The 17,310-nt window shown below is 75.7% G+C and carries 18 protein-coding genes and 1 tRNA gene; 7 read left to right on the top strand and 12 right to left on the bottom strand.

Translation table 11 applies throughout. The features are described 5' to 3' along the window. Nucleotides 1-37: 37 nt before the first annotated feature. Nucleotides 38-880, bottom strand: a complete 843-nt coding sequence (locus KGD84_RS22600; protein WP_220562400.1) for a DUF1963 domain-containing protein — start codon at nucleotides 878-880, stop codon at nucleotides 38-40. A 213-nt stretch (nucleotides 881-1,093) separates the two neighbouring features. After that, nucleotides 1,094-1,918, bottom strand: coding sequence for an SAM-dependent methyltransferase (locus KGD84_RS22595; RefSeq protein ID WP_220562399.1), 825 nt, complete (start codon nucleotides 1,916-1,918; stop codon nucleotides 1,094-1,096). Between the two features lie 209 nt (nucleotides 1,919-2,127). Here KGD84_RS22595 and KGD84_RS22590 point away from each other — a divergent pair, with 209 nt between their 5' ends. Then, nucleotides 2,128-2,610, top strand: coding sequence for a TipAS antibiotic-recognition domain-containing protein (locus tag KGD84_RS22590; protein WP_220562398.1), 483 nt, complete (start codon nucleotides 2,128-2,130; stop codon nucleotides 2,608-2,610). A 35-nt stretch (nucleotides 2,611-2,645) separates the two neighbouring features. Here the strand turns inward: KGD84_RS22590 and KGD84_RS22585 are convergent, their stop codons facing one another. The 6 genes from KGD84_RS22585 to KGD84_RS22560 all read right to left on the bottom strand — a co-directional run bounded on the left by KGD84_RS22585 (nucleotide 2,646) and on the right by KGD84_RS22560 (nucleotide 9,571). Beyond that, on the bottom strand, nucleotides 2,646-3,077 hold the full coding sequence (locus KGD84_RS22585) for an SAM-dependent methyltransferase (protein WP_220562397.1): 432 nt from the start codon (nucleotides 3,075-3,077) through the stop codon (nucleotides 2,646-2,648). Between the two features lie 121 nt (nucleotides 3,078-3,198). Next, nucleotides 3,199-4,989 carry a TIGR03767 family metallophosphoesterase gene (locus tag KGD84_RS22580; protein ID WP_220562396.1) on the bottom strand — a complete coding sequence of 597 codons (1,791 nt, stop codon included), beginning with the start codon at nucleotides 4,987-4,989 and terminating at the stop codon, nucleotides 3,199-3,201. A 288-nt stretch (nucleotides 4,990-5,277) separates the two neighbouring features. Beyond that, nucleotides 5,278-6,549 carry an MFS transporter gene (locus tag KGD84_RS22575; protein WP_220562394.1) on the bottom strand — a complete coding sequence of 424 codons (1,272 nt, stop codon included), beginning with the start codon at nucleotides 6,547-6,549 and terminating at the stop codon, nucleotides 5,278-5,280. Between the two features lie 75 nt (nucleotides 6,550-6,624). After that, a complete protein-coding gene (locus tag KGD84_RS22570) occupies nucleotides 6,625-7,221 on the bottom strand; it encodes a TetR/AcrR family transcriptional regulator (RefSeq protein WP_220562393.1) in 597 nt (198 codons plus the stop codon). A gap of 399 nt (nucleotides 7,222-7,620) precedes the next feature. Further along, nucleotides 7,621-8,109: a hypothetical protein gene (locus KGD84_RS22565; protein WP_255646747.1), complete on the bottom strand. Its 489-nt coding sequence runs from the start codon at nucleotides 8,107-8,109 to the stop codon at nucleotides 7,621-7,623. Between the two features lie 214 nt (nucleotides 8,110-8,323). Further along, entirely contained in the window at nucleotides 8,324-9,571 is a 1,248-nt protein-coding gene (locus tag KGD84_RS22560; RefSeq protein WP_220562391.1) for a helix-turn-helix domain-containing protein, read from the bottom strand. A gap of 360 nt (nucleotides 9,572-9,931) precedes the next feature. Between KGD84_RS22560 and KGD84_RS22555 the strand changes: the two genes are divergently transcribed. Then, nucleotides 9,932-11,017: a class I SAM-dependent methyltransferase gene (locus KGD84_RS22555; protein ID WP_220562390.1), complete on the top strand. Its 1,086-nt coding sequence runs from the start codon at nucleotides 9,932-9,934 to the stop codon at nucleotides 11,015-11,017. 88 nt (nucleotides 11,018-11,105) lie between these two features. Beyond that, nucleotides 11,106-11,179, top strand: a tRNA-Pro gene (locus KGD84_RS22550). A gap of 227 nt (nucleotides 11,180-11,406) precedes the next feature. On the opposite strand, the gene KGD84_RS22545 is transcribed toward KGD84_RS22550, so the two are convergent. After that, a complete protein-coding gene (locus KGD84_RS22545) occupies nucleotides 11,407-12,321 on the bottom strand; it encodes a LysR family transcriptional regulator (RefSeq protein WP_220562388.1) in 915 nt (304 codons plus the stop codon). 115 nt (nucleotides 12,322-12,436) lie between these two features. Here KGD84_RS22545 and KGD84_RS22540 point away from each other — a divergent pair, with 115 nt between their 5' ends. Further along, nucleotides 12,437-13,663 carry an MFS transporter gene (locus KGD84_RS22540; RefSeq protein ID WP_220562386.1) on the top strand — a complete coding sequence of 409 codons (1,227 nt, stop codon included), beginning with the start codon at nucleotides 12,437-12,439 and terminating at the stop codon, nucleotides 13,661-13,663. On the opposite strand, the gene KGD84_RS22535 is transcribed toward KGD84_RS22540, so the two are convergent. Next, nucleotides 13,648-13,992 carry a DoxX family protein gene (locus tag KGD84_RS22535; RefSeq protein ID WP_220562384.1) on the bottom strand — a complete coding sequence of 115 codons (345 nt, stop codon included), beginning with the start codon at nucleotides 13,990-13,992 and terminating at the stop codon, nucleotides 13,648-13,650. The genes KGD84_RS22540 and KGD84_RS22535 overlap by 16 nt on opposite strands. 128 nt (nucleotides 13,993-14,120) lie before the next feature. Then, nucleotides 14,121-14,750, bottom strand: a complete 630-nt coding sequence (locus tag KGD84_RS22530; protein WP_220562383.1) for a TetR/AcrR family transcriptional regulator — start codon at nucleotides 14,748-14,750, stop codon at nucleotides 14,121-14,123. Between the two features lie 95 nt (nucleotides 14,751-14,845). Here KGD84_RS22530 and KGD84_RS22525 point away from each other — a divergent pair, with 95 nt between their 5' ends. The 3 genes from KGD84_RS22525 to KGD84_RS22515 all read left to right on the top strand — a co-directional run bounded on the left by KGD84_RS22525 (nucleotide 14,846) and on the right by KGD84_RS22515 (nucleotide 16,759). Next, the gene (locus tag KGD84_RS22525; protein ID WP_220562381.1) at nucleotides 14,846-15,124 is read left to right on the top strand and encodes a DUF1905 domain-containing protein; all 279 of its coding nucleotides are present in this window, start codon (nucleotides 14,846-14,848) and stop codon (nucleotides 15,122-15,124) included. Continuing rightward, entirely contained in the window at nucleotides 15,121-15,744 is a 624-nt protein-coding gene (locus KGD84_RS22520; protein ID WP_220562380.1) for a maleylpyruvate isomerase family mycothiol-dependent enzyme, read from the top strand. The genes KGD84_RS22525 and KGD84_RS22520 overlap by 4 nt, the downstream gene beginning before the upstream one ends. A gap of 229 nt (nucleotides 15,745-15,973) precedes the next feature. Further along, nucleotides 15,974-16,759 (top strand): hypothetical protein, encoded by a 786-nt coding sequence (locus KGD84_RS22515; protein ID WP_220562378.1) that lies wholly within the window; start codon nucleotides 15,974-15,976, stop codon nucleotides 16,757-16,759. Between the two features lie 12 nt (nucleotides 16,760-16,771). Here the strand turns inward: KGD84_RS22515 and KGD84_RS22510 are convergent, their stop codons facing one another. Next, a complete protein-coding gene (locus KGD84_RS22510) occupies nucleotides 16,772-17,293 on the bottom strand; it encodes an SRPBCC domain-containing protein (protein ID WP_220562377.1) in 522 nt (173 codons plus the stop codon). Between the last annotated feature and the right edge of the window lie 17 nt (nucleotides 17,294-17,310).

Genomic DNA, 17,310 nt, shown 5'->3' with positions numbered 1-17,310 from the left:
AACGCCGCGTCCCAGGTCAGGGGGGAGACCGTGCCCCCTACGGGGCCCACATGTCCACGAAGGTGAGCACCCGGTCCAGGCGCAGGGCGGCCAGGTCCCGGCGCAGGACCAGCCAGTGGACCACGAGCCCGTCCAGCCCGACCTCGTCCGGGGCGTCGTCGCCGCAGCGCCAGGTGGCCAGCAGCGTCCAGTCGTCGCGGCCGCCTGTGCGGGTGCGCTCGGAGCCCTCCTCGTCCGGGTCGTAGCCGCGGAGTCCCTCCAGGGGGTCGATGTTGGGGACCAACGGGTGGCCGCCCAGTTGCAGGCGCCAGTCGACGCCGCCGTGGCCGTCGCCGCCCGCGGCGTGCCACGCCTCGGACAGCCCGTAGGTCCGCATGTACTCGTCCTGGGGAGGGGGATCCCCGTACTGGTCCCTGGTGAAGCTCCCGGACTCCTGGGTACTGGGCCCGTACGCCACCGTGCGCAGCTCCCGCCCGGGGAAGAGCTCCCTGCCCTCGCCGGCGGGGAGCTCGGCCGTCGCCGTCCCGGCGGGGACGTACCGCACCACGTCCTCGCGGCGCCCCGTGAAGTCGATGTCCGGCACGGCGAAGAACAGCAGGTGGCCGTCGGCGGGCAGCGGCGGGTCGGTGGCGTCCGCGCGCAGGAGGGCGCAGTCGACGGAGGCGACGAAGCCGTGCGGGGGCACGGGCGCCCCGTGCGGCAGTCGCGGCCGCCCGCCCAGGCGGGCCGCCACCGGTCCGTCACCGCCGTCCGCCAGGTACGCCGCGGGCCGGAGGGACCGCACCCACCTCTCCGCGGCGTTCGGCGGCAGGCCCCGTTCCACTGCTCCGGCGCGGAAACGCCGCACCCTGTCCACGGTCTCGTCCGTTCCGTTCGTCACGCGGACACCGTAGACCCTTCGGCGGACGTTCCCGCCCCCGGCCCGGGCGCCCGCCGGACGGGTCGATCGGGTACGTCGCCGCGGAGATGACGACCCGGCGGTCGACGACCCGGGGGCGCCGGCCGCCGGGCACGGTCCGGCGGCCGGTGGTGGCGGCTTCCCGGCCCGGGCGGGCGGCGCCGCGCCGCGGCACCGCCCGCACCGGCCTCGGGGTCAGGGCTTGCGGCCGACGCCGCCGTACTGGTCCAGGCCGCGCTTGGTGTGGACCTCCAGGGGGGCCGGGCGCCACCGGGGGCAGGGCACCACACCGGGTTCGAGCAGCTCCAGGCCCTCGAACCGGGCGGCGATGAACTCCGGGCTGCGCAGCAGGTACGGGACGTCGCCCTGCTCGTTGCCGGCCTCGATGGCCCTGTTGTAGGCCTCGCTGGTGTTGGCTCCGTCGTAGCTGGCCAGGTAGCTGCCGGAGGGCAGGGCGTCCAGCAGGCGGCGCACGATCGGCTGGACGTCGTCCTCGGGGATGTGGCCCAGGATCCCCATGAGCATGAGCGCGATGGGCTGGTCGAAGTCCAGGGTCTTGGCGGCGCGCTCCAGGATCGCGTCGGGGTCGCGCAGGTCGGCGTCGATGTAGTCGGTGGCCCCCTCGGGGGTGCCGACCAGCAGGGCGCGCGCGTGCGCGAGCACGAGGGGGTCGTTGTCCACGTAGACCACCCGGCACTCCGGGGCGATCGACTGGGCGACCTCGTGGGTGTTGTCGGCGGTGGGCATCCCGGTGCCGATGTCGAGGAACTGGCGGATGCCCACGTCCCGCGTCAGGTGGGTGACGACGCGGATGAGGAACTTGCGGCTGGTGCGGGCCAGGTCCACGATCTCCGGGAAGCCCTCGGCCACCGCGTCGCCCGCGATCCGGTCGATCGGGTAGTGGTCCTTGCCGCCCATCCAGTAGTTCCAGATCCGGGCCGAGTGGGTCCGGGTGGTGTCGATGGCCGGGGGGCGGTCGTCGGAGCCCGCGGGGGAGGACGGGGACGGGGCGTCGGTCATGGGGCAACCACCTCGGTGCGCAGGGGGCCGCCGCGAAGGCGGGCCGTCGGCGTCCGAACGCCGCAAAGCCCGGCCACGGCGGGGTTCTCGTTCGCCCCCACACTAGACGACACCGCACCCGCCGCATCCGCCGCGCCGTCGGCGGAACACGTCGGGCCCGGTCGCCGAGCACTTGACCCCGACGCGGCGTCAGGGCGCACCATGGCGGCATGACGAGGAGAGAAGCGGGGTCCCCGCTGTCGGACGACGACAAGCGCGAGGTCTGGGGCGGTTTCGCGGACCGCGAGGAGGAGTACCTCGACGAGGTCGAACACCGGTGGGGCGGAACCGAGGCGTACGCCGACTCCGCCCGGCGCGTCGCCGGGTACGGCCGGGCCGAGTGGGAGCGGATCAACCGGGACAACGCGGCCATCGAGGCGAGGATCCGCGAACTGATGGCCGCCGGCGCGGATCCGCGCGGCACGGAGGCGATGGACGTCGCGGAGGCGTCCCGGCTCCACGTGTCGCGGTGGTTCTACGCGATGGACCACGGGTTCCACGTGGCCAAGAGCGAGCTCTACGTCCAGGACGAGAGGTACCGGCAGGGCATCGAGGAGAACACCGCCCCCGGCGCCGCGGAGTGGCTGCGGGCCGCGATCGTCGCGAACGCGGAGCGGGCCCGGCTGCGGGAACGGGCGCGGGAACGGGGCTGAGCCGGTCCGGCCCCGGGGCGCAGCCGACCGGGGGGTCAGGAGGGCAGGGCCACCTCGCGCAGCGGGTCGCCGCCGTCGATGAGCAGCACGCCTCCCGGCACGAGGGCGCGGGCGAGCCGTTCGAGCGCGAGCGCGCCGGCGCGGGGGTGGCGCCCGTCGAACGCGCCCACCCGGACGGCGAAGGCGAGGTCGTAGGGCTCCTCGCCCTCGGCGAGCTCCAGTTGCTCGGCGGTGCCCTGCCGGGCGGTGAGCAGGCCCGCCGCGATCAGGTCCGGCGCCGAGCGGGTGAGCTGCGCGATCGCGGCGGCGGAGCGGTCGACCGCGAGCACGTGGCCGTCCGGGCCGACCCGGTGCGCGACCTCGCGCGCCGCGGCGCCCGGGCCGCAGCCGATCTCGATCACGCGCAGACCGGGGCGCAGCGGGAGGGCGTCGACGACCGCCCGCAGCCGTGGGGACAAGGCGCTCATGCGGACATGGTAGGCGGACGGCGGCCGCTGCGGCGGGTTCCGCCGTGCCGGGTTCCTCCGCCCCGGGCCCCGCCGTGCCGAGGCCGGCACGGCGGGGCGCCCCGGGGCCGCCGGCCGGGGGCTAGCGGGTCGGGGGGACGGCGGGGACGAGGAGCTCGACGTTGCGGTCGCGGGCCGAGCCCAGGTTCGCGCCGTCGGCGTAGGGGTCGTTGACCGACAGCTCCCGGTACAGCGAGGCCAGGCCGTCCGCCGAGAAGTCGCCGTGCTCCACCCGGTAGGGGCTGTCCGCTTCGATGAGCGTGGTGAACAGCGACACCGTGCCGTCGGCGTTGTCCACGATCTCGATGCAGCGGGCCAGCTGCGGGTGGTCGATGTGCGAGGCGGTGTTGATCTCCCAGAACCCGCACTCGGGACGGTCGGCGGTGTGCGCCCGCACGGTGTTGCGGTGGGTGTGCCCGTTCACCCAGGCCAGGACGTTGGGGTACCGCTTGAGCAGTGACACCAGCACCCCGCCCGTGTAGCGCAGCTCGGCGGGGCGGCGCCGGTCCGGCAGCGGGTTGTCCATGGTGTCGCTGGTGTGGTGGCTGAACAGTACGAACAGCTCGCCGGTCACCTGCTGGGTGCGCCGCCGCCCGAGGAGGTCGTAGTAGACCGGGCTGCCCGCGCGCAGGGTGTTCTCCAGCCAGCGGTACTGGGTGTGCCCGATCGAGCCGTTGGCCAGCCCGGCGAGGGTGGTGGTGTCGAGGCTGATCCCGGTCACGCCCTCGGCGATGGTGAACGTGTAGAAGCAGTCCACCCCGTCGGCGTTCTCCTCGGTGAAGCCGTGGCCGACCGGCCCGGGGCCGGTGTTGGCCCCGTCGCGGTGGGCGGCGACGAACCCGGCCGTGTCGAAGGGGGCGCGGCGCTCGTCGGCCGTGACGGTGGAGACGATCGACCCGGCCGCGGTCGCCGCCCCCGGCTCGGCCAGCCCCTCGACGGCGGCGGGCAGCTCGCCGACGCTGTCGGCCTCGGTCATGGCCTCGGCGGTGCGGGCGGCGGCCCGTTCGTCGGTGTACATGATCTTGCGGTCGCCGGTGAAGCACTCGGTCAGGGTCCCGGCGGGCAGGGACCCGGCCGGGGTGTCGTCGTGGTTGCCGATGGTGCAGTACCAGGGGACGTCGAGCCCGGGGGCGCGGAACCCGGCCCGGGCGGCGGCCAGGAAGCCCGGCAGGACGGGGAAGCCGTGGTCGGCCTTGTAGCGGTCGGCGAGGTCGCGTTCGGGGTGCCAGTACAGCTCGGACCCGCTGTCCTGGACGCCCTCGTAGCGGCTCGGGTCGCCGGTGTCGGGGGTGAGGTCTCCGCCGTTGAACACGGCCATGAGCCAGTCGAGTTCGATCAGCTCGTGGTTGTCGGTGTTGTCGCCGGTGGTCATGACGAAGTCGAAGGGGCGCCCGGTGATCGGCCCGACCCGTAGGGAGTTCACCCGGGAGACCAGCGCGGAGGCGCCGACGGCGGACAGGGTCTCCTGCGGGCGGTGGGCGCTGGAGCCGAGCAGGGGGTGGGTGTACTCGAAGCGGACCGGGCTCTGGGCGTCCACGATGTGCAGATCGGTGAACTGGACGAACGCGGCCAGGGGGACGCGCCGGTCGTCGCGGCCGGACTGAGCGGGGACGAGGTCCTCGCGGACCTCCAGCGGCCAGCCGGGACCCGCGGACAGGAGGCGGTAGCCGTCGCCGACGGCCGCGGCGGCCTGGACCAGGGTGGTGCCCTCGGGGGCGGCGGCCCGGGCCAGGCTCCGGCGGACGAGGCGGTCGAGGGAGGCGGCGTCGAGTGCGTGCGCGGGGGCGGCGGGCAGGGCGGCCAGGCCCAGCCCGGCTGCGGTCCCCAGGAGTCCGCTCCCCAGGAGGAAGCGGCGGCGGTCGAGGGAGGCCATGGGCACGGTGTCCTTTCGGCCCGGGGGGCGGGCCTTGCGGGGGGACGGGGCGTCGTCATTGAAGACCGGGACCGGCCCGTTGGCAACGGGGGTGCGGACGGGTGCCCGCACCCCCGCGGGGAGGGGCGCGGGGCCGGTGGGTACGATTCCCGGTTCGGCTCCGGAGCGGGAACGCTCGGTGACGGCGCACCGACCCCGCGTGTGTCCCGGCCGGTCACCGCCGTGTCGGAGCCCGGTGGCCGACCGTTCGCGGCGGCCTCGGTGAACCGTCATAAAGGTGAGGGTTTTTCATATCTGGCCGGATGCGGACACCGCCGCCGCCCCGGCGGGGGAGCCGGACCGCCGGGAGGCCAGGACCGCGGGCGCCATCGCGAGCAGGGCGAGCAGCGCCAGCGCGGCACCGATCCACAGGGGCGCGCGCAGTCCGAAGGCCGCGATGCCCTCCCCGCCCGCCCAGGAGCCGACCACCACGCCCAGGGTGATGAACGAGCTGTGCGCGGTGTTGACCATGGTCCCGGCCCCGCCCACCCGCTGCACGCGGGTGACCATCGCCGGGTTGAGGGTGATGCCGACCAGGCCGATGCCCGCCATGGCGACCAGCGCCGGGACCGGGGACGCGGCGAACAGGGCGAACCCGGTCAGGAACACGGTGTTGAGGGCCAGCCCCGCCACGATGGCGGCGACCGCGTGGGAGGAGGCCAGTCGGCCCACCACAGCGGTGCCCGCGACCGTGGCCGCGCCGTAGCCGAACAGCAGCAGCGGGACCAGCTCCCGGGGCAGGCCGGTGACCTCGGTGAGGATCGGGGTGAAGTAGCTGAACGCGCTGAAGGTCGCGCTGATGATCAGGGTGGAGGTCGCCATGACCGCCCACAGGCGGGGGTCGCGGAGCGCCGCGGCCTCGCCGGTCCCGGCCCGCTTCGCGGTCCCGGCGCCGTCCGCGCCGTCCCCGGCGTCGATCCCGCCGCCGGTTCCGCCATCGGTCCGGCCGCCGTGCCCGTGGGCGGTCGCGGTCGGCTCCAGGCGGGGCAGGTACCGGGCGGTGGCCGCGGCCACCGCGACGGTCAGGACGCCGACGGCGGCGAAGGCGGCCCGCCAGCCGAGCCATCCGCCCAGGAGCGTCGACAGCGGGAGTCCCAGCAGGGTGCCCACCATCACCCCCTGGAGGGCCGTGCCGACGGCGCGGCCGCGCAGGTGGGCGGGGACCAGGCGGGAGGCGGTGGACACCGCCACCCCGAAGAAGCCGCCGGCGGCCGCCCCGGTGAGGACCCGGGCGACGAACACGGCGGGATAGGACCAGGCGAGGGCGGCCAGCGCGTTGCCCAGGAGGAAGACGGCGAACAGTGCCAGCAGGGCGCGGTCGGGGCGCAGGCGGCGCACCGCCAGGGCGGCGGCCGGGCCGCCCAGGGCCATGGCCAGGGCGAACGCGGTGATGAGGTGGCCGATGCGGGTGACGCTGGTCCCCAGGTCCTCGGCCATCTGCGGCATGAGGCCGCCGACCAGGAACTCGCTGGTGACCATGGTGAACAGGCCGAGTGCCAGGAGGGGCACGGCAGGGGGCACGGGGGCTCTCCTTCGTTTTTTGTACTGATCGTTTCAAAATTGGGGTGTGCGAAGCCCGGCCGGAGGGGGCCGGGCTCAGGCCCGCAGCGCCTCGACCGCGGTCCCGGCGACGGACTCCAGGACCTCCCGCCGGGCGCCGGACTGCCCCGCCACCCGGATGCCGGAGATCACCGAGACGAGATACCAGGCCGTCGCCTCGGGCTCGCGGTCCGGGTGGACCGACCCGTCGGCGCGGCCCGCCAGGACGGCCGTGCGCAGCGACGCCAGGCGCCGGTCGCGGTCGGTGCCGAGCAGCCGGGCGACCGCCGGGTCGTGCGCGGCGAACGACGTGGTCGTGTTGACCACGAAGCAGCCCGACCCGGGGCCCTCCTCCCGGATCCGCACCGCGTCGTCCACGATGCGGGCGAGCAGCGCCCGGATGCGGTCCAGGCCGCTGAGGCCGTCGTCGTCCAGGAGTTCCACCTGGCCGTCGGTGGTGTCCGTCGTGTACCGCGCCAGGGCCCTGAGGAACAGGTGCTCCTTGGACCGGAACGTGTTGTACAGGCTGGAGCGGTTCAGTCCGGTGGCCGCGCACAGGTCGGCCGTGGAGGTCCCGTCGAACCCCTTCTCCCAGAACACGTCGCGGGCGGCCCTGACCACCTGCTCCTCGTCGAACCCCCGTGGTCTTCCCATGGGCGCCACGCTACCCGGTTGTGGAACGTTCGGACCAGAACCGGTGCGCGGGCCCGGGGCGAAGGGGGCGGAGGCGGGGAGGGGCGGGTCGGCCGCGGGGCGGTGGCCGCGCCGATGCCGCGGCCTCCGCCGGTCACGAGGGTCCGCTCGCCGTCGGGGATGTCGCTCATGTCGTCGGTCGTCCGATCCGTGAAGGGGTCGCAGGGGAGGGCGGGGCAGGGCCGTGGGGACGCGGGGGCGATCCGTTTTGAATCGATCGTTTCAATACGGGAACCTAGCACGGGTCGCCGGTCGGGTACGGGTGACGTGGCTCACGGGCGGGGGCGCCGCGGGGGCACGGCTCCGGCGTGCCGCGCGGTGTCGCCGGCGCTGCCGCCGCAGGCGCCGCCCGGCGCCGGGTCAGCCCTTCCACTCCAGGGCCGACACGACCGTGTACGCGGTCAGGGTGACCACGCTGGCGCCGCAGCGCTCATGGCGTTGCAGGTCGATCAGCGCCGAGGCGACGAGGACGGCGTTGCGGCGCAGCTCGTCCTCGGTCGCGCCCACCGGGATCACCCGGCGCACGTGGTGGCAGCGCGCCCGTCCCGCGTCGTGCACCATCCCCACCACGTAGGTCCGGGCCAGGCGGCGCAGCGCCGCCGGCCGCGGGATCGGGTACCGGTACCGGCAGCGGGCCCGCGTCCCGTCCGGCTCCACCGCCTCCGCCTCGTAGGTGATGGACTCCCAGTCCTCGTCCACCTGCCGGACCGCGACGCCCCGGGACCGCGCCCAGGCCTCGATCTCCGCCCGGTCGTGGACCACCACCGCCTTCACGGCCTCCCCGGCGCCGCCGTCCGCCGTCCGCGCCGTCTCCCGGGAGGCGGTCCTGTCGCCGGGGACGGGCGTCACCGCTCCGCCGTTCACTCGCGACCGCCCCGTGGGCGGCCGCCGATGCGCATCATCGTCGGTGTTCCTCGAAACCGTCGGTGGGGTCCCGGACCCCCTCCCGGTCCGGGACCCCACCGACGCTAACCCGGCCCGCGCCCCGCAGGGGGTAGGGAATGTGCCCCCTGTCCGGCAAAGACCAGGTCACGGGCGCTCCGGTCGGCGGGGCGGGCGCGGCTCAGGCCGGGACGCCCACCCGGTCGGCCAGCCCGGCCGCCCGCGCGCGGTGCTCGCGCGAGTGCAGGCCCTCCATGATCATGGCGCGGGCGTGCCCGTTGTAGCGGATGGTCTCCGGGGCGATCGCGTGCGCCTGCGCCAGCAGCCGCAGCGCCTCGCCCTCCCGCCCGTCCAGCCGGTACGCCCGGGCCTGCTCGATCCGGTGCCGGGCCCGCCGCGGCCGCGACGGGATGGTGTGCGCCTCCGACCGCAGCGACTGGCGCACCCCCTCGCCGCCGTTGCGCAGCTCCACCGCCACCGTCACCGCGTGCGCGCCCATGACGGCCCGGGAGAACGAGGTGACCGGGTGGTAGAACCCCGCCGGAAGCCGCTCCGCGGCCCGCCGCGCCGTGTCCCACCGGTGCCAGGCAGCGCCGCTCTCGCCGCGCCGGGCGGCGGTGTACCCGGCCTCGAACTGCAGGGAGCCCCACAGCGACCGGAGCTCGTCGGAATCCCGCCGGTCCAGGTGGGCGCCCAGGTGCGCCAGTGCCCCCTCGGCCACCGCGTCCGCGGCGTCCCAGTCGCCGGCGTCGCGGTGCGCCTGGACCATCAGCCAGGCGGCGATGCCCAGGGCGCGCGGGTCGTCGGCCTCGCGCGCGGTCACCACGGCGCGCTCGCACACCCGCCACAGCAGGCTCTGCGCGGGCTGGTAGGCGATGAAGAACTGCGCCAGCGAGTACACCTCGGACAGCACCGCGCGGGCGGCCCGCCGGTGGGACTCGCGGTCCGCCGCGTGCACGGCGGCCTGCGCGTCCTCGATCAGCTCCGGCAGCAGCGCGCCCAGCACCTCGCGGTGGTCGGGGGCCGCGTGCCGGGCCCGCCACGCCCCGCGCAGCCGGGCCCGCAGGTGGGGCAGCCCCGGCACGGGGCGGTCGGCGGCGGGCGCGAAGGCGTTGACCGCCGCCCGCACGGCGGGCAGGCGCGGGTGCCCGGGGCCGCTGAACGGCTCGACCGGGATCGACCCGGCCCCGGTCAGCTCGGCCAGGTCGCGGATCCGCAGGGCGTCCGCCAGCTTGAGCAGCAGCGGCAGTTTGGGGGTGCCCAGGCGGCCGGTCTCCAGGGCCTTCACCCAGGAGGCGGAGCGGCCCACCAGCCCGCCCAGGACTTCGCGGGTCAGTCCTCTGCGGGAGCGGTGGAGCTTGAGGCGGGTGCCGAAGGGGATGTCGGAGCCGGCGGTTTCCTCGATCTCCCCGATGCCGTCGGAGGCCATGCGGAGTCCTTCCCGATACGCCGCCGCGGCGGCCCGTGCCGTCCGCCGGTGCCGCGCCGGCCGTGCCGCGCGGGCGGACGGCACCAGCGTAGGGGCGGCGCGCACGCTCCGGGAGGGTTTCCCCACGATCCGTCGCCGGACCGCCGTCGCGCCGGGGCGGGCGCGTGGCCACAGGTGGCCGGATTGCGGGAGCACCCGGAATTCGGGGGTGAAAAGCGTAAAATGTCCGGTTGACGAGTGGTGGCCGATGCGCCCTGTGAGCCGGAGGGGAACCGCACGAGAGTCCTGTGGACACGGGGGCCGGCGCGCCGACCGACCGCCTTCGCGGCGGACGGGTCGCCCCCGAGCGAGGAGTCCGCGATGACCGCGCAGACCACGGATCGAGCACCGGAGCGGGAATCGGCGGAGGAGTTCTCCGACCGGTTGATCGGCTTCATGGAATCCGGCAGCGCCGCCCTGCTGTGCGGTCTGGGGCACCGGCTCGGGCTCTTCGACACCATGGCGGGCCGGGGGTCGATGAGCGCCCCCGAGGTGGCCCGGGCGGCCGGCCTGAACGAGCGCTACGTGCGCGAATGGCTGGCCGGCGCCACCATGGCCCGCGTGGTCGAGCACGACCCTCGGACCGGCACCTACCTGCTGACCTCCGAGCACGCCGCCTGCCTGACCCGGGCGGCCGGCCCCGGCAACCTCGCCCGGCTCCTGCCGGTCCTGTCCATGCTGGCGCGCGTGGAGGACCGGGTGGAGGAGGCGTTCCGCAGCGGCGGCGGCGTCCCCTACAGCGCCTACGAGGACTTTCAGGAGACCGCGGCCGGGGACAGCGGGGTCCTGGTCGACGCCTCCCTCATCGGCACGGTGCTGCCGCTGGTGGAGGGCATGCCCGAACGGCTGGCGCTGGGCGCCGACGTGGCCGACGTCGGTTGCGGGCGCGGCCGGGCCGTCAACGTCATGGGCCTGACCTACCCGCGCAGCCGGTTCGTCGGCTACGACTTCTCCCCGCAGGCCGTCGCCTACGCCCAGGGGGAGGCCGACGCGATGCGGCTGTCCAACGTGCGGTTCGAGCTGCGCGACGTCGCGACACTGGACATCGAGGACGGCTTCGACTTCATCACCGCCTTCGACACCGTCCACGACCAGGCGCACCCCGCCCGGGTGCTCGCCGGGATCCACCGGGCGCTGCGGCCGGGCGGCCGGTTCCTCATGGTGGACGTCAGGGCGTCCAGCGAGCTGCACGAGAACGCGGGCCTGCCCTGGGCGACGTTCCTCTACACGGTCTCCCTCATGCACTGCATGACGGTGTCCCTGGCCCTGGGCGGCGACGGCCTGGGCTCGGCGTGGGGGGAGCAGAAGGCGTGCGCCATGCTGGCCGAGGCGGGGTTCGGCCGTGTGCGGGTCGCGGAGGTGGACACCGACCGGTTCAACAACTACTACGTCTGCGCCCCGGACTGACGGCGCCGGACGCCCGGGACCCCTTGTTCCGGGCGGCTCCCGGAATGCGATAGGGTTTCACCTGTTGGCGCCGCTGCGGTGGCGCCGGCGGGACGTAGCGCAGTTTGGCAGCGCACTTGACTGGGGGTCAAGGGGTCGTGGGTTCAAATCCCGCCGTCCCGACAGATGAAGGGCGTTCACCTCGGTGAACGCCCTTTTCCGTGTGCCGGGGAGCACTCCGGAGCCCTTGCCGACCGTCCGGGACCGCGGCCGCACCGCCTCGGGCGGTGCGTCTGGACGACGCCGCGGAGGTGGGTGGCGGCGGCGTCCTCCCAGGTGTCCTGGTCGGGGTGCCCGGTGCCGGGGGGGCGCCCCGGCGCGTCGCCTGACCGGCGCGCCCGCGGGGCGGGTCAGGCGGGGGAGGGGTTCGGCGTTTCGTGGGTGTCGGCCAGCAGTCGGGCCAGGGCGGTGAGCGGGGGGACGGTGCGGTCGGTCCGCCAGAGCAGCCCGAGGCGGCTCGACCCCTCCAGCCCCCGGACCGGGAGGAACCGCACGTCGGTGCGGGTGCTGTGCTCGCTCAGCGGGCGGCAGACCAGCATGGTGTGGTGTCCTGAGGCCACCAGGGCGAGCCCCTCCTGGAGGGTGGCGACGCCCCGGGTGGAGGGGATGGGGCGGCCCGCCGGGGTGGCCGGCGGGGTGTGGGCGGCCGTCCAGTAGTCCGGGGCGTCGCCGACGCGGTGCAGCAGGTCGGACCCGGCCAGGTCCTCCACCGGGACCGCCTCCCGGTCCGCCCACGGGTGGCCTCCGGCCAGGGCGAGCAGCCGGTCCTGGGGCGGGAAGAGGAACCCGACCGTCAGTTCCGGCTCGTGGACGGGGAGCTCGGCGATCACGGCGTCCACCGCGCCCTCCAGCACCGCCGCGAAGGGCGTGCCCAGGGGCAGGTCGCAGGTGTGCACCGAGACCCCGTGCTCCTCCCGCAGGGCGCGGAACGTCCGGGTGACCTCCTCGTACACCATGCCGGTGAAGCCGATGCGCAGTTCCCGCAGCGCGCCCCGCATGGCGTTCTCGCGCGCCCGGGAGAACGCGGCCGCCAGCGCCCGGTAGGCGGGGCGGACCTCCTCGACGAACTCGGCGCCCAGGCGGGTGAGCGCCACCCGCCTGCTGGTGCGCTCCACCAGCCGCGCGCCGACGCGCCCCTCCAGCGAGGCGATGAGCTGGCTGGCACGGGACTGGGAGTAGCCCAGGCGCTCGGCGGTCCGGCCGAAGTGCAGCTCCTCGGCCAGGGTGACCAGGCACTCGACCTGCTGGAGGTGCACCTGGTTCATCGGGGGGACCCGGTTCGTCGAAGGAGGGGTGTCCGGCATATCGATGAGCCTAGCTCATCGATCCTTGAGTGGATCGCCGTTGTTCCCGGGGCCCCGGAGCGGTGGGGTGGACCCCATGGAACGACTCTCTCCTCCCGCGCGCGAGCACGCGCGGACCTCTCCCCGCGGCCGGGCCGCGGTCGCCGTCCTGGCATCGGCCACGTTCACCGTGGTGACGTCCGAGATGCTGCCCGTGGGGGTGCTGACCCCGATGGCACAGGGCCTCGGGGTGTCCCCCGGGGCGGCGGGCACCAGCCTGACGGTCACCGGGCTGGTCGCTGCGGCGGTCGCGCCCGTGGTGCCCCGCCTGCTGGGGGACCTCGACCGCCGCGTCGTGCTCGCGGCGGCGATGGCCGTCCTGGGCCTGGGCAACCTGCTGACCGCCCTGGCCGGAGGCTTCGGGCTCCTCGTCGTCTCGCGGATCGTCCTCGGGATCGGGATGGGGGCGGTGTGGGGCCTGGCGGCGGCGGTCGCCGTCCGCCTGGTCGCGCCGCGCGACGCCGCCCTGGCCGTGTCGGTCACCGTCGGCGGGGTGGCCGCCGCCTCCGTTCTGGGCGTGCCGCTGGGCACCCTGGTCGGCGGACTCGCCGGCTGGCGGGCGGCGTTCGCGGTGTTCGCCGCCCTCGCGTTCGTGCTGGCCATCGGGCTGGCGGCCGTGCTGCCCCGGCTGCGGCGCCCGGAGCCCGCCGGAGCGGAGGACGGCGGCGAACGCCGTCGGCTGCTCCGTCCGGCGGTCGCCGCCGGCCTGGCCGCCGTGGCGCTCCTGGTCGTCGCGCACTTCGCCGCCTACACCTATGTCCGCCCGGTCCTGGAGGACCGGGCGGGGTTCCCGGCGGGGGCGATCGCCGTGCTCCTGCTGCTGTACGGGGTCTTCGGGCTCGCCGGCAACTTCGGCGCCGGGGCCCTCGCGGCCCGCCGGCCCGGGCCGACGGTCCTGCTGCTGGCCGGGGGGATCGCCGCGGCCGTCGCCGTGCTGGCGGCCTCCGGGACGGCCGCCGCGGCGGTGGCGGCGGTCGCCCTGTGGGGGGCGGCCTACGGCGGTCTCTCCGTGTCCGGGCAGCTCTGGATGACCGCGGCGGCGCCGGACCGCGTCGAACACGTCACCGGCCTGTACGTCGGGGTCTTCACCGCCTCCATCGCTCTGGGCGCCTTCGCCGGGGGAGCCGTCGTCGACGCCGCGGGGACCGCCCCGCTGCTGTGGGGCGCGGCGGGGCTCGCCCTGGCCGCCCTCGCCGTCGGGGCCCTCGGTGCGGGGGTCGGAGCGGGCGGGCGGCCGGGGCCCCGGGATCAGAGCAGCAGGTAGGCGGCCAGGGCCGCCGCGGACAGGACGGAGAACAGCGCCCAGGCACCGAGGCGGAGGTCCCCGACGCGCAGGTGGGCGACGAGGGCGCCGACGAAGTACAGGACGAGCCCTGCGGCGGCGGCCAGCCCCACGGCGGGTACGGCCAGGCCGGCCAGCAGCCCCAGCGCACCCGCGCCGAGCAGTGTGCCCAGCACGGGGATCCATGTGCGGGGCACACCCAGCCGGTCCGCCTCCTCGCGCGGGTAGCGGTGGCCGGTGAGGTTCGCGACCGCCGCGGCGGCGCAGAGGAGCGCCGCGGGCAGGACGGCGGCGAGGTGGAGAAAGGACATCGTTCGGCTCCGGACCGTTCGGGGTCGTTTACACCCCTGGGACGGACCGCGTCCCCCTGATGTGACACCGCGCCGCCCGGGCCCGGGGACCGCCCCGGGCGGTGCCCCGGCGCTCCGCCCGGGGCGGGCTACCGCTCCCGCCCCGGCAGCACGCTCGGCAGGAAGGTGTCCAGGGCCGCCTGGACGTGCCGTTCGACCTCGTCCTCGTCCAGGCGCGCGGCCCCGTCGCCCAACAGCATGGCGCGGTTGACCGGCTCGCCCATGACCAGCCAGTTCAGGTGGGTCGCGGCGAGCCCGGGGTCGGGCACGTCCAGGATCGCGAGGCCGTCGAGGGCGCGCAGGGTCGCTGCGAGCGAGGCGATCGCCCGGCGGGGGCCGTGCTCGTACAGCGCGGCGGCCAGCTCCGGGGACCGGGTCGCCTCGCCGATCACCAACCGCCGCAGGCCCAGGATCGCCGGGTCCAGCACCGTCGCCAACTGGGCGCGGAGCACCTCGCCGAGCACCGCGCGCGGGTCGGAGCCGGGCGCGGGCCGCGGCGGCTCGGCGAGCACGTGCTCGCTCGCCGCCACCGTCTTTGCGGTGACCAGTTCGAGGAACAGCTCCCGCTTGCTGCCGAAGTGGCTGTACAGCGTCTGCTTCGCGATACCGGACTCGCTCGCGATCGAGTCCATGGTCACCGACTCGTACCCGGTGGCCAGGAACTGGCGCTCGGCCGCCGCGAGGGCGGCCTCCCGTTTCCGGACCGAACTGGGGCGCACGCGCTCACTCCTCACACTTCTTCTCTTGCAGAAATCATACTGCGCAGTCTAATCTCAGAGAAGTAAGACTCATCAGTCCAGAAAGTGGGGCCGCCATGTCCGCCGACACACCTCTCGTCTTCGAGGCCGAACTGCGCACCGGCCCGGAGGCCGGCTCCTGGACCGTCTTCGACGTGCCCGGCTCCGCGGCCTTCTTCGGCACCCGGCGGCCGGTGCGGGTCCACGGCACCCTCGACGAGGTGCCCGTGCAGATCACGCTCATGCCCACGGGGAACGGCGGCCACATGGGCTCGGTCAAGGCCGCGACGCGCAAGGCGCTGGGCAAGGAGGCGGGCGACCGCGTCCGGGTGAGCGTCGCGGCGGTCGCGCCGTGAACGGGGTCTGGGCGCTCGTGCACGCCGAACGCCGCGCCCTCGTCGAGGACCTGGCCGGACTGCCGCCGGACCGGTGGGGGACGCCCTCGCTCTGCGACGGCTGGACCGTCCACGACGTGGCGGCGCACCTGGTCGACTCCGCGCGGACCACGCGCGTCGGCTTCGTCCTGGGCATGTTGCGGGCGCGGCTGGACTTCGACCGGCTCAACGGGGCCGGTGTCGCCCGCGAGCGCGGGAACGGCCCCGCCGACACCCTGGAGCGGCTGCGGGAGGTCGCGCCGCGGACGACGGCGCCTCCGGCGCCCCTGGACACGCGGCTCGTGGAGGAGGTCGTCCACGGCGAGGACATCCGGCGCCCCCTGGGGATCGTCCGCGCGTACCCGCCGGAGGCGGTGGAGCGCGCCCTCCGGCTCCAGGCCCGCACGCCGGCGGCGTACGGCGGAGGCCGGGAGAGGGCCGCCGGACTGCGGCTCGCCGCCGCCGGCGGAGGGCCCGGCCTGGGCGATGGCCCGGTCGTCTCCGGTACGGCGCTGGACCTGCTCCTGGCCCTCTCGGGCCGCGGGGCGGCCCTGGAGGGGCTGGGCGGCCCCGGCGCGGACGCCCTCCGCGCCCGGCTCTGAGGCCCCGCGGGCCACGCGGCCGGTTCCGGCCACACCCTCGCGAAGACGCCCACCGGAGCCCCGCCCCCGCTCCGACCTCCGGCTCCGCCGCCGGTGCGCCCGCGCCCCTCCGGAACAGCGCGGTCCGGGCGGCCCCGCCGCCGTGGAACCCCGCGGCCGTGGCGGAACCGCCTCCTTCGGAAGGCCGTCCCACCCGCGAACCGTACGACGGGAACGGGAGAGTGGGCACATGCGGGACGAAGACGCGGGATCGCGGCGGCTCCTCGCGGCCTTGGCGGCGCCCATCGCGGTAACGGTGCTCTTGGGCGCCTCGTACCTCCATTACGGATGGGCGCCGAACGCCGCCGGTGTGTTCGTCCTCGTGGTCGCCTGGATCGTCGGGGTCGTGCTGGTCCTCTTCGCGGTCGTGCGGGATTCCGCCGGCTGGACCCCTCTGGTCCTCGGCCTCGTGGCCGTCGCGGTCCTGCTCGGCGCAGTCCAGTTCCTGGGGCGCGGACTGGCCTATCGCACGGTCGCCGTGGTCGAGACGTGCACGGTGGCGTACGTCGACGGCGAGGCCATCGCCGGGCGCTCCGCAAGGGGACCGGGCCGGGTGTGGGGGGAGGACCCCGTCACGGGTACGGGGGACTTCACGGTCGAGTGGGACTGCGGCGGCACCCTGACGACCTCGCGAACGACCGCGACCCGGCCCGACGCGGAGCCCGGGCAGGTCATGGAGGTGGCCCGCGACCCCCGGGGGACCATGCCGTCGATGCGGGCCGAACAGGCGCTGGGCCTGCTGTGGCCGTCGGTGTGGTTCCTGGTCGGCGCCTCCCTGCTGGCCGTCGCCCTGCCCCGGCCGCGGCGTCCCCGGCCCGGGGAGGGCCCGCGGGGGGAGCGGCCGGAGTCCACCGGGTCGGCGGGGCGCCGGCCGGGCGGAGCTCCGCCGGACGAGCACTGGTCGGACGGCCGCTGGCAGGGGGAGGAGTACCCGGACGACGGGTGGCGGGGGGAGGCGGGGACCGGCGACCGGTGATCCGCGCGGGGGCTACCGGCGGGGGCGGGTGAGCGGGCGCCCCGGGGCCGGGCGGTCCTCCACCACGGAGGCCAGCCCGTTGAGGCGCAGCCGGGTGGCGCCCTTCAGGTGGGCGACGTCCTGGGACCCGTCCCCGGTCAGCACCAGGAAGGCGTACTGCTCGGTCCAGGTCAGCAGGGTCCCCCCGGTCTCGGAAGCGAACTCCAGGATCACCTGGGAGGTCCACCGGGTCACCCCGTTCACCCGGGCCTCGTACCCGTACACGATGCGCCGGTCGGGCGCGATGTCCAGGAACCGGGACCGGTACTCCAGCTCCTCCGGCCCCTCCGTGCCGGGGAAGACGCTCCCGGCCTCCTCGGTGCCGCCGGTCCGGAAGTCCAGCCGGTGGCGGGCCGTCGCCGACGGCCCTGGCATGCGGAACCACCGGCGGCGCAGTGGCTCATCGGAGAATCCGGCGAACACCCGGCCGGGGGCGGCGGCCAGCGTGAAGGGCACGGTGAAGGTGCCGTGCAGCACGGGGGAGGTCTCGGTCATACCGCTGCCAACCGCCG

The sequence above is a fragment of the Nocardiopsis changdeensis genome (assembly GCF_018316655.1).
GTDB lineage: Bacteria > Actinomycetota > Actinomycetes > Streptosporangiales > Streptosporangiaceae > Nocardiopsis > Nocardiopsis changdeensis.
Note: the sequence above shows the minus strand (reverse complement) of the source record. Positions and strands in the feature narration are given on the sequence as shown.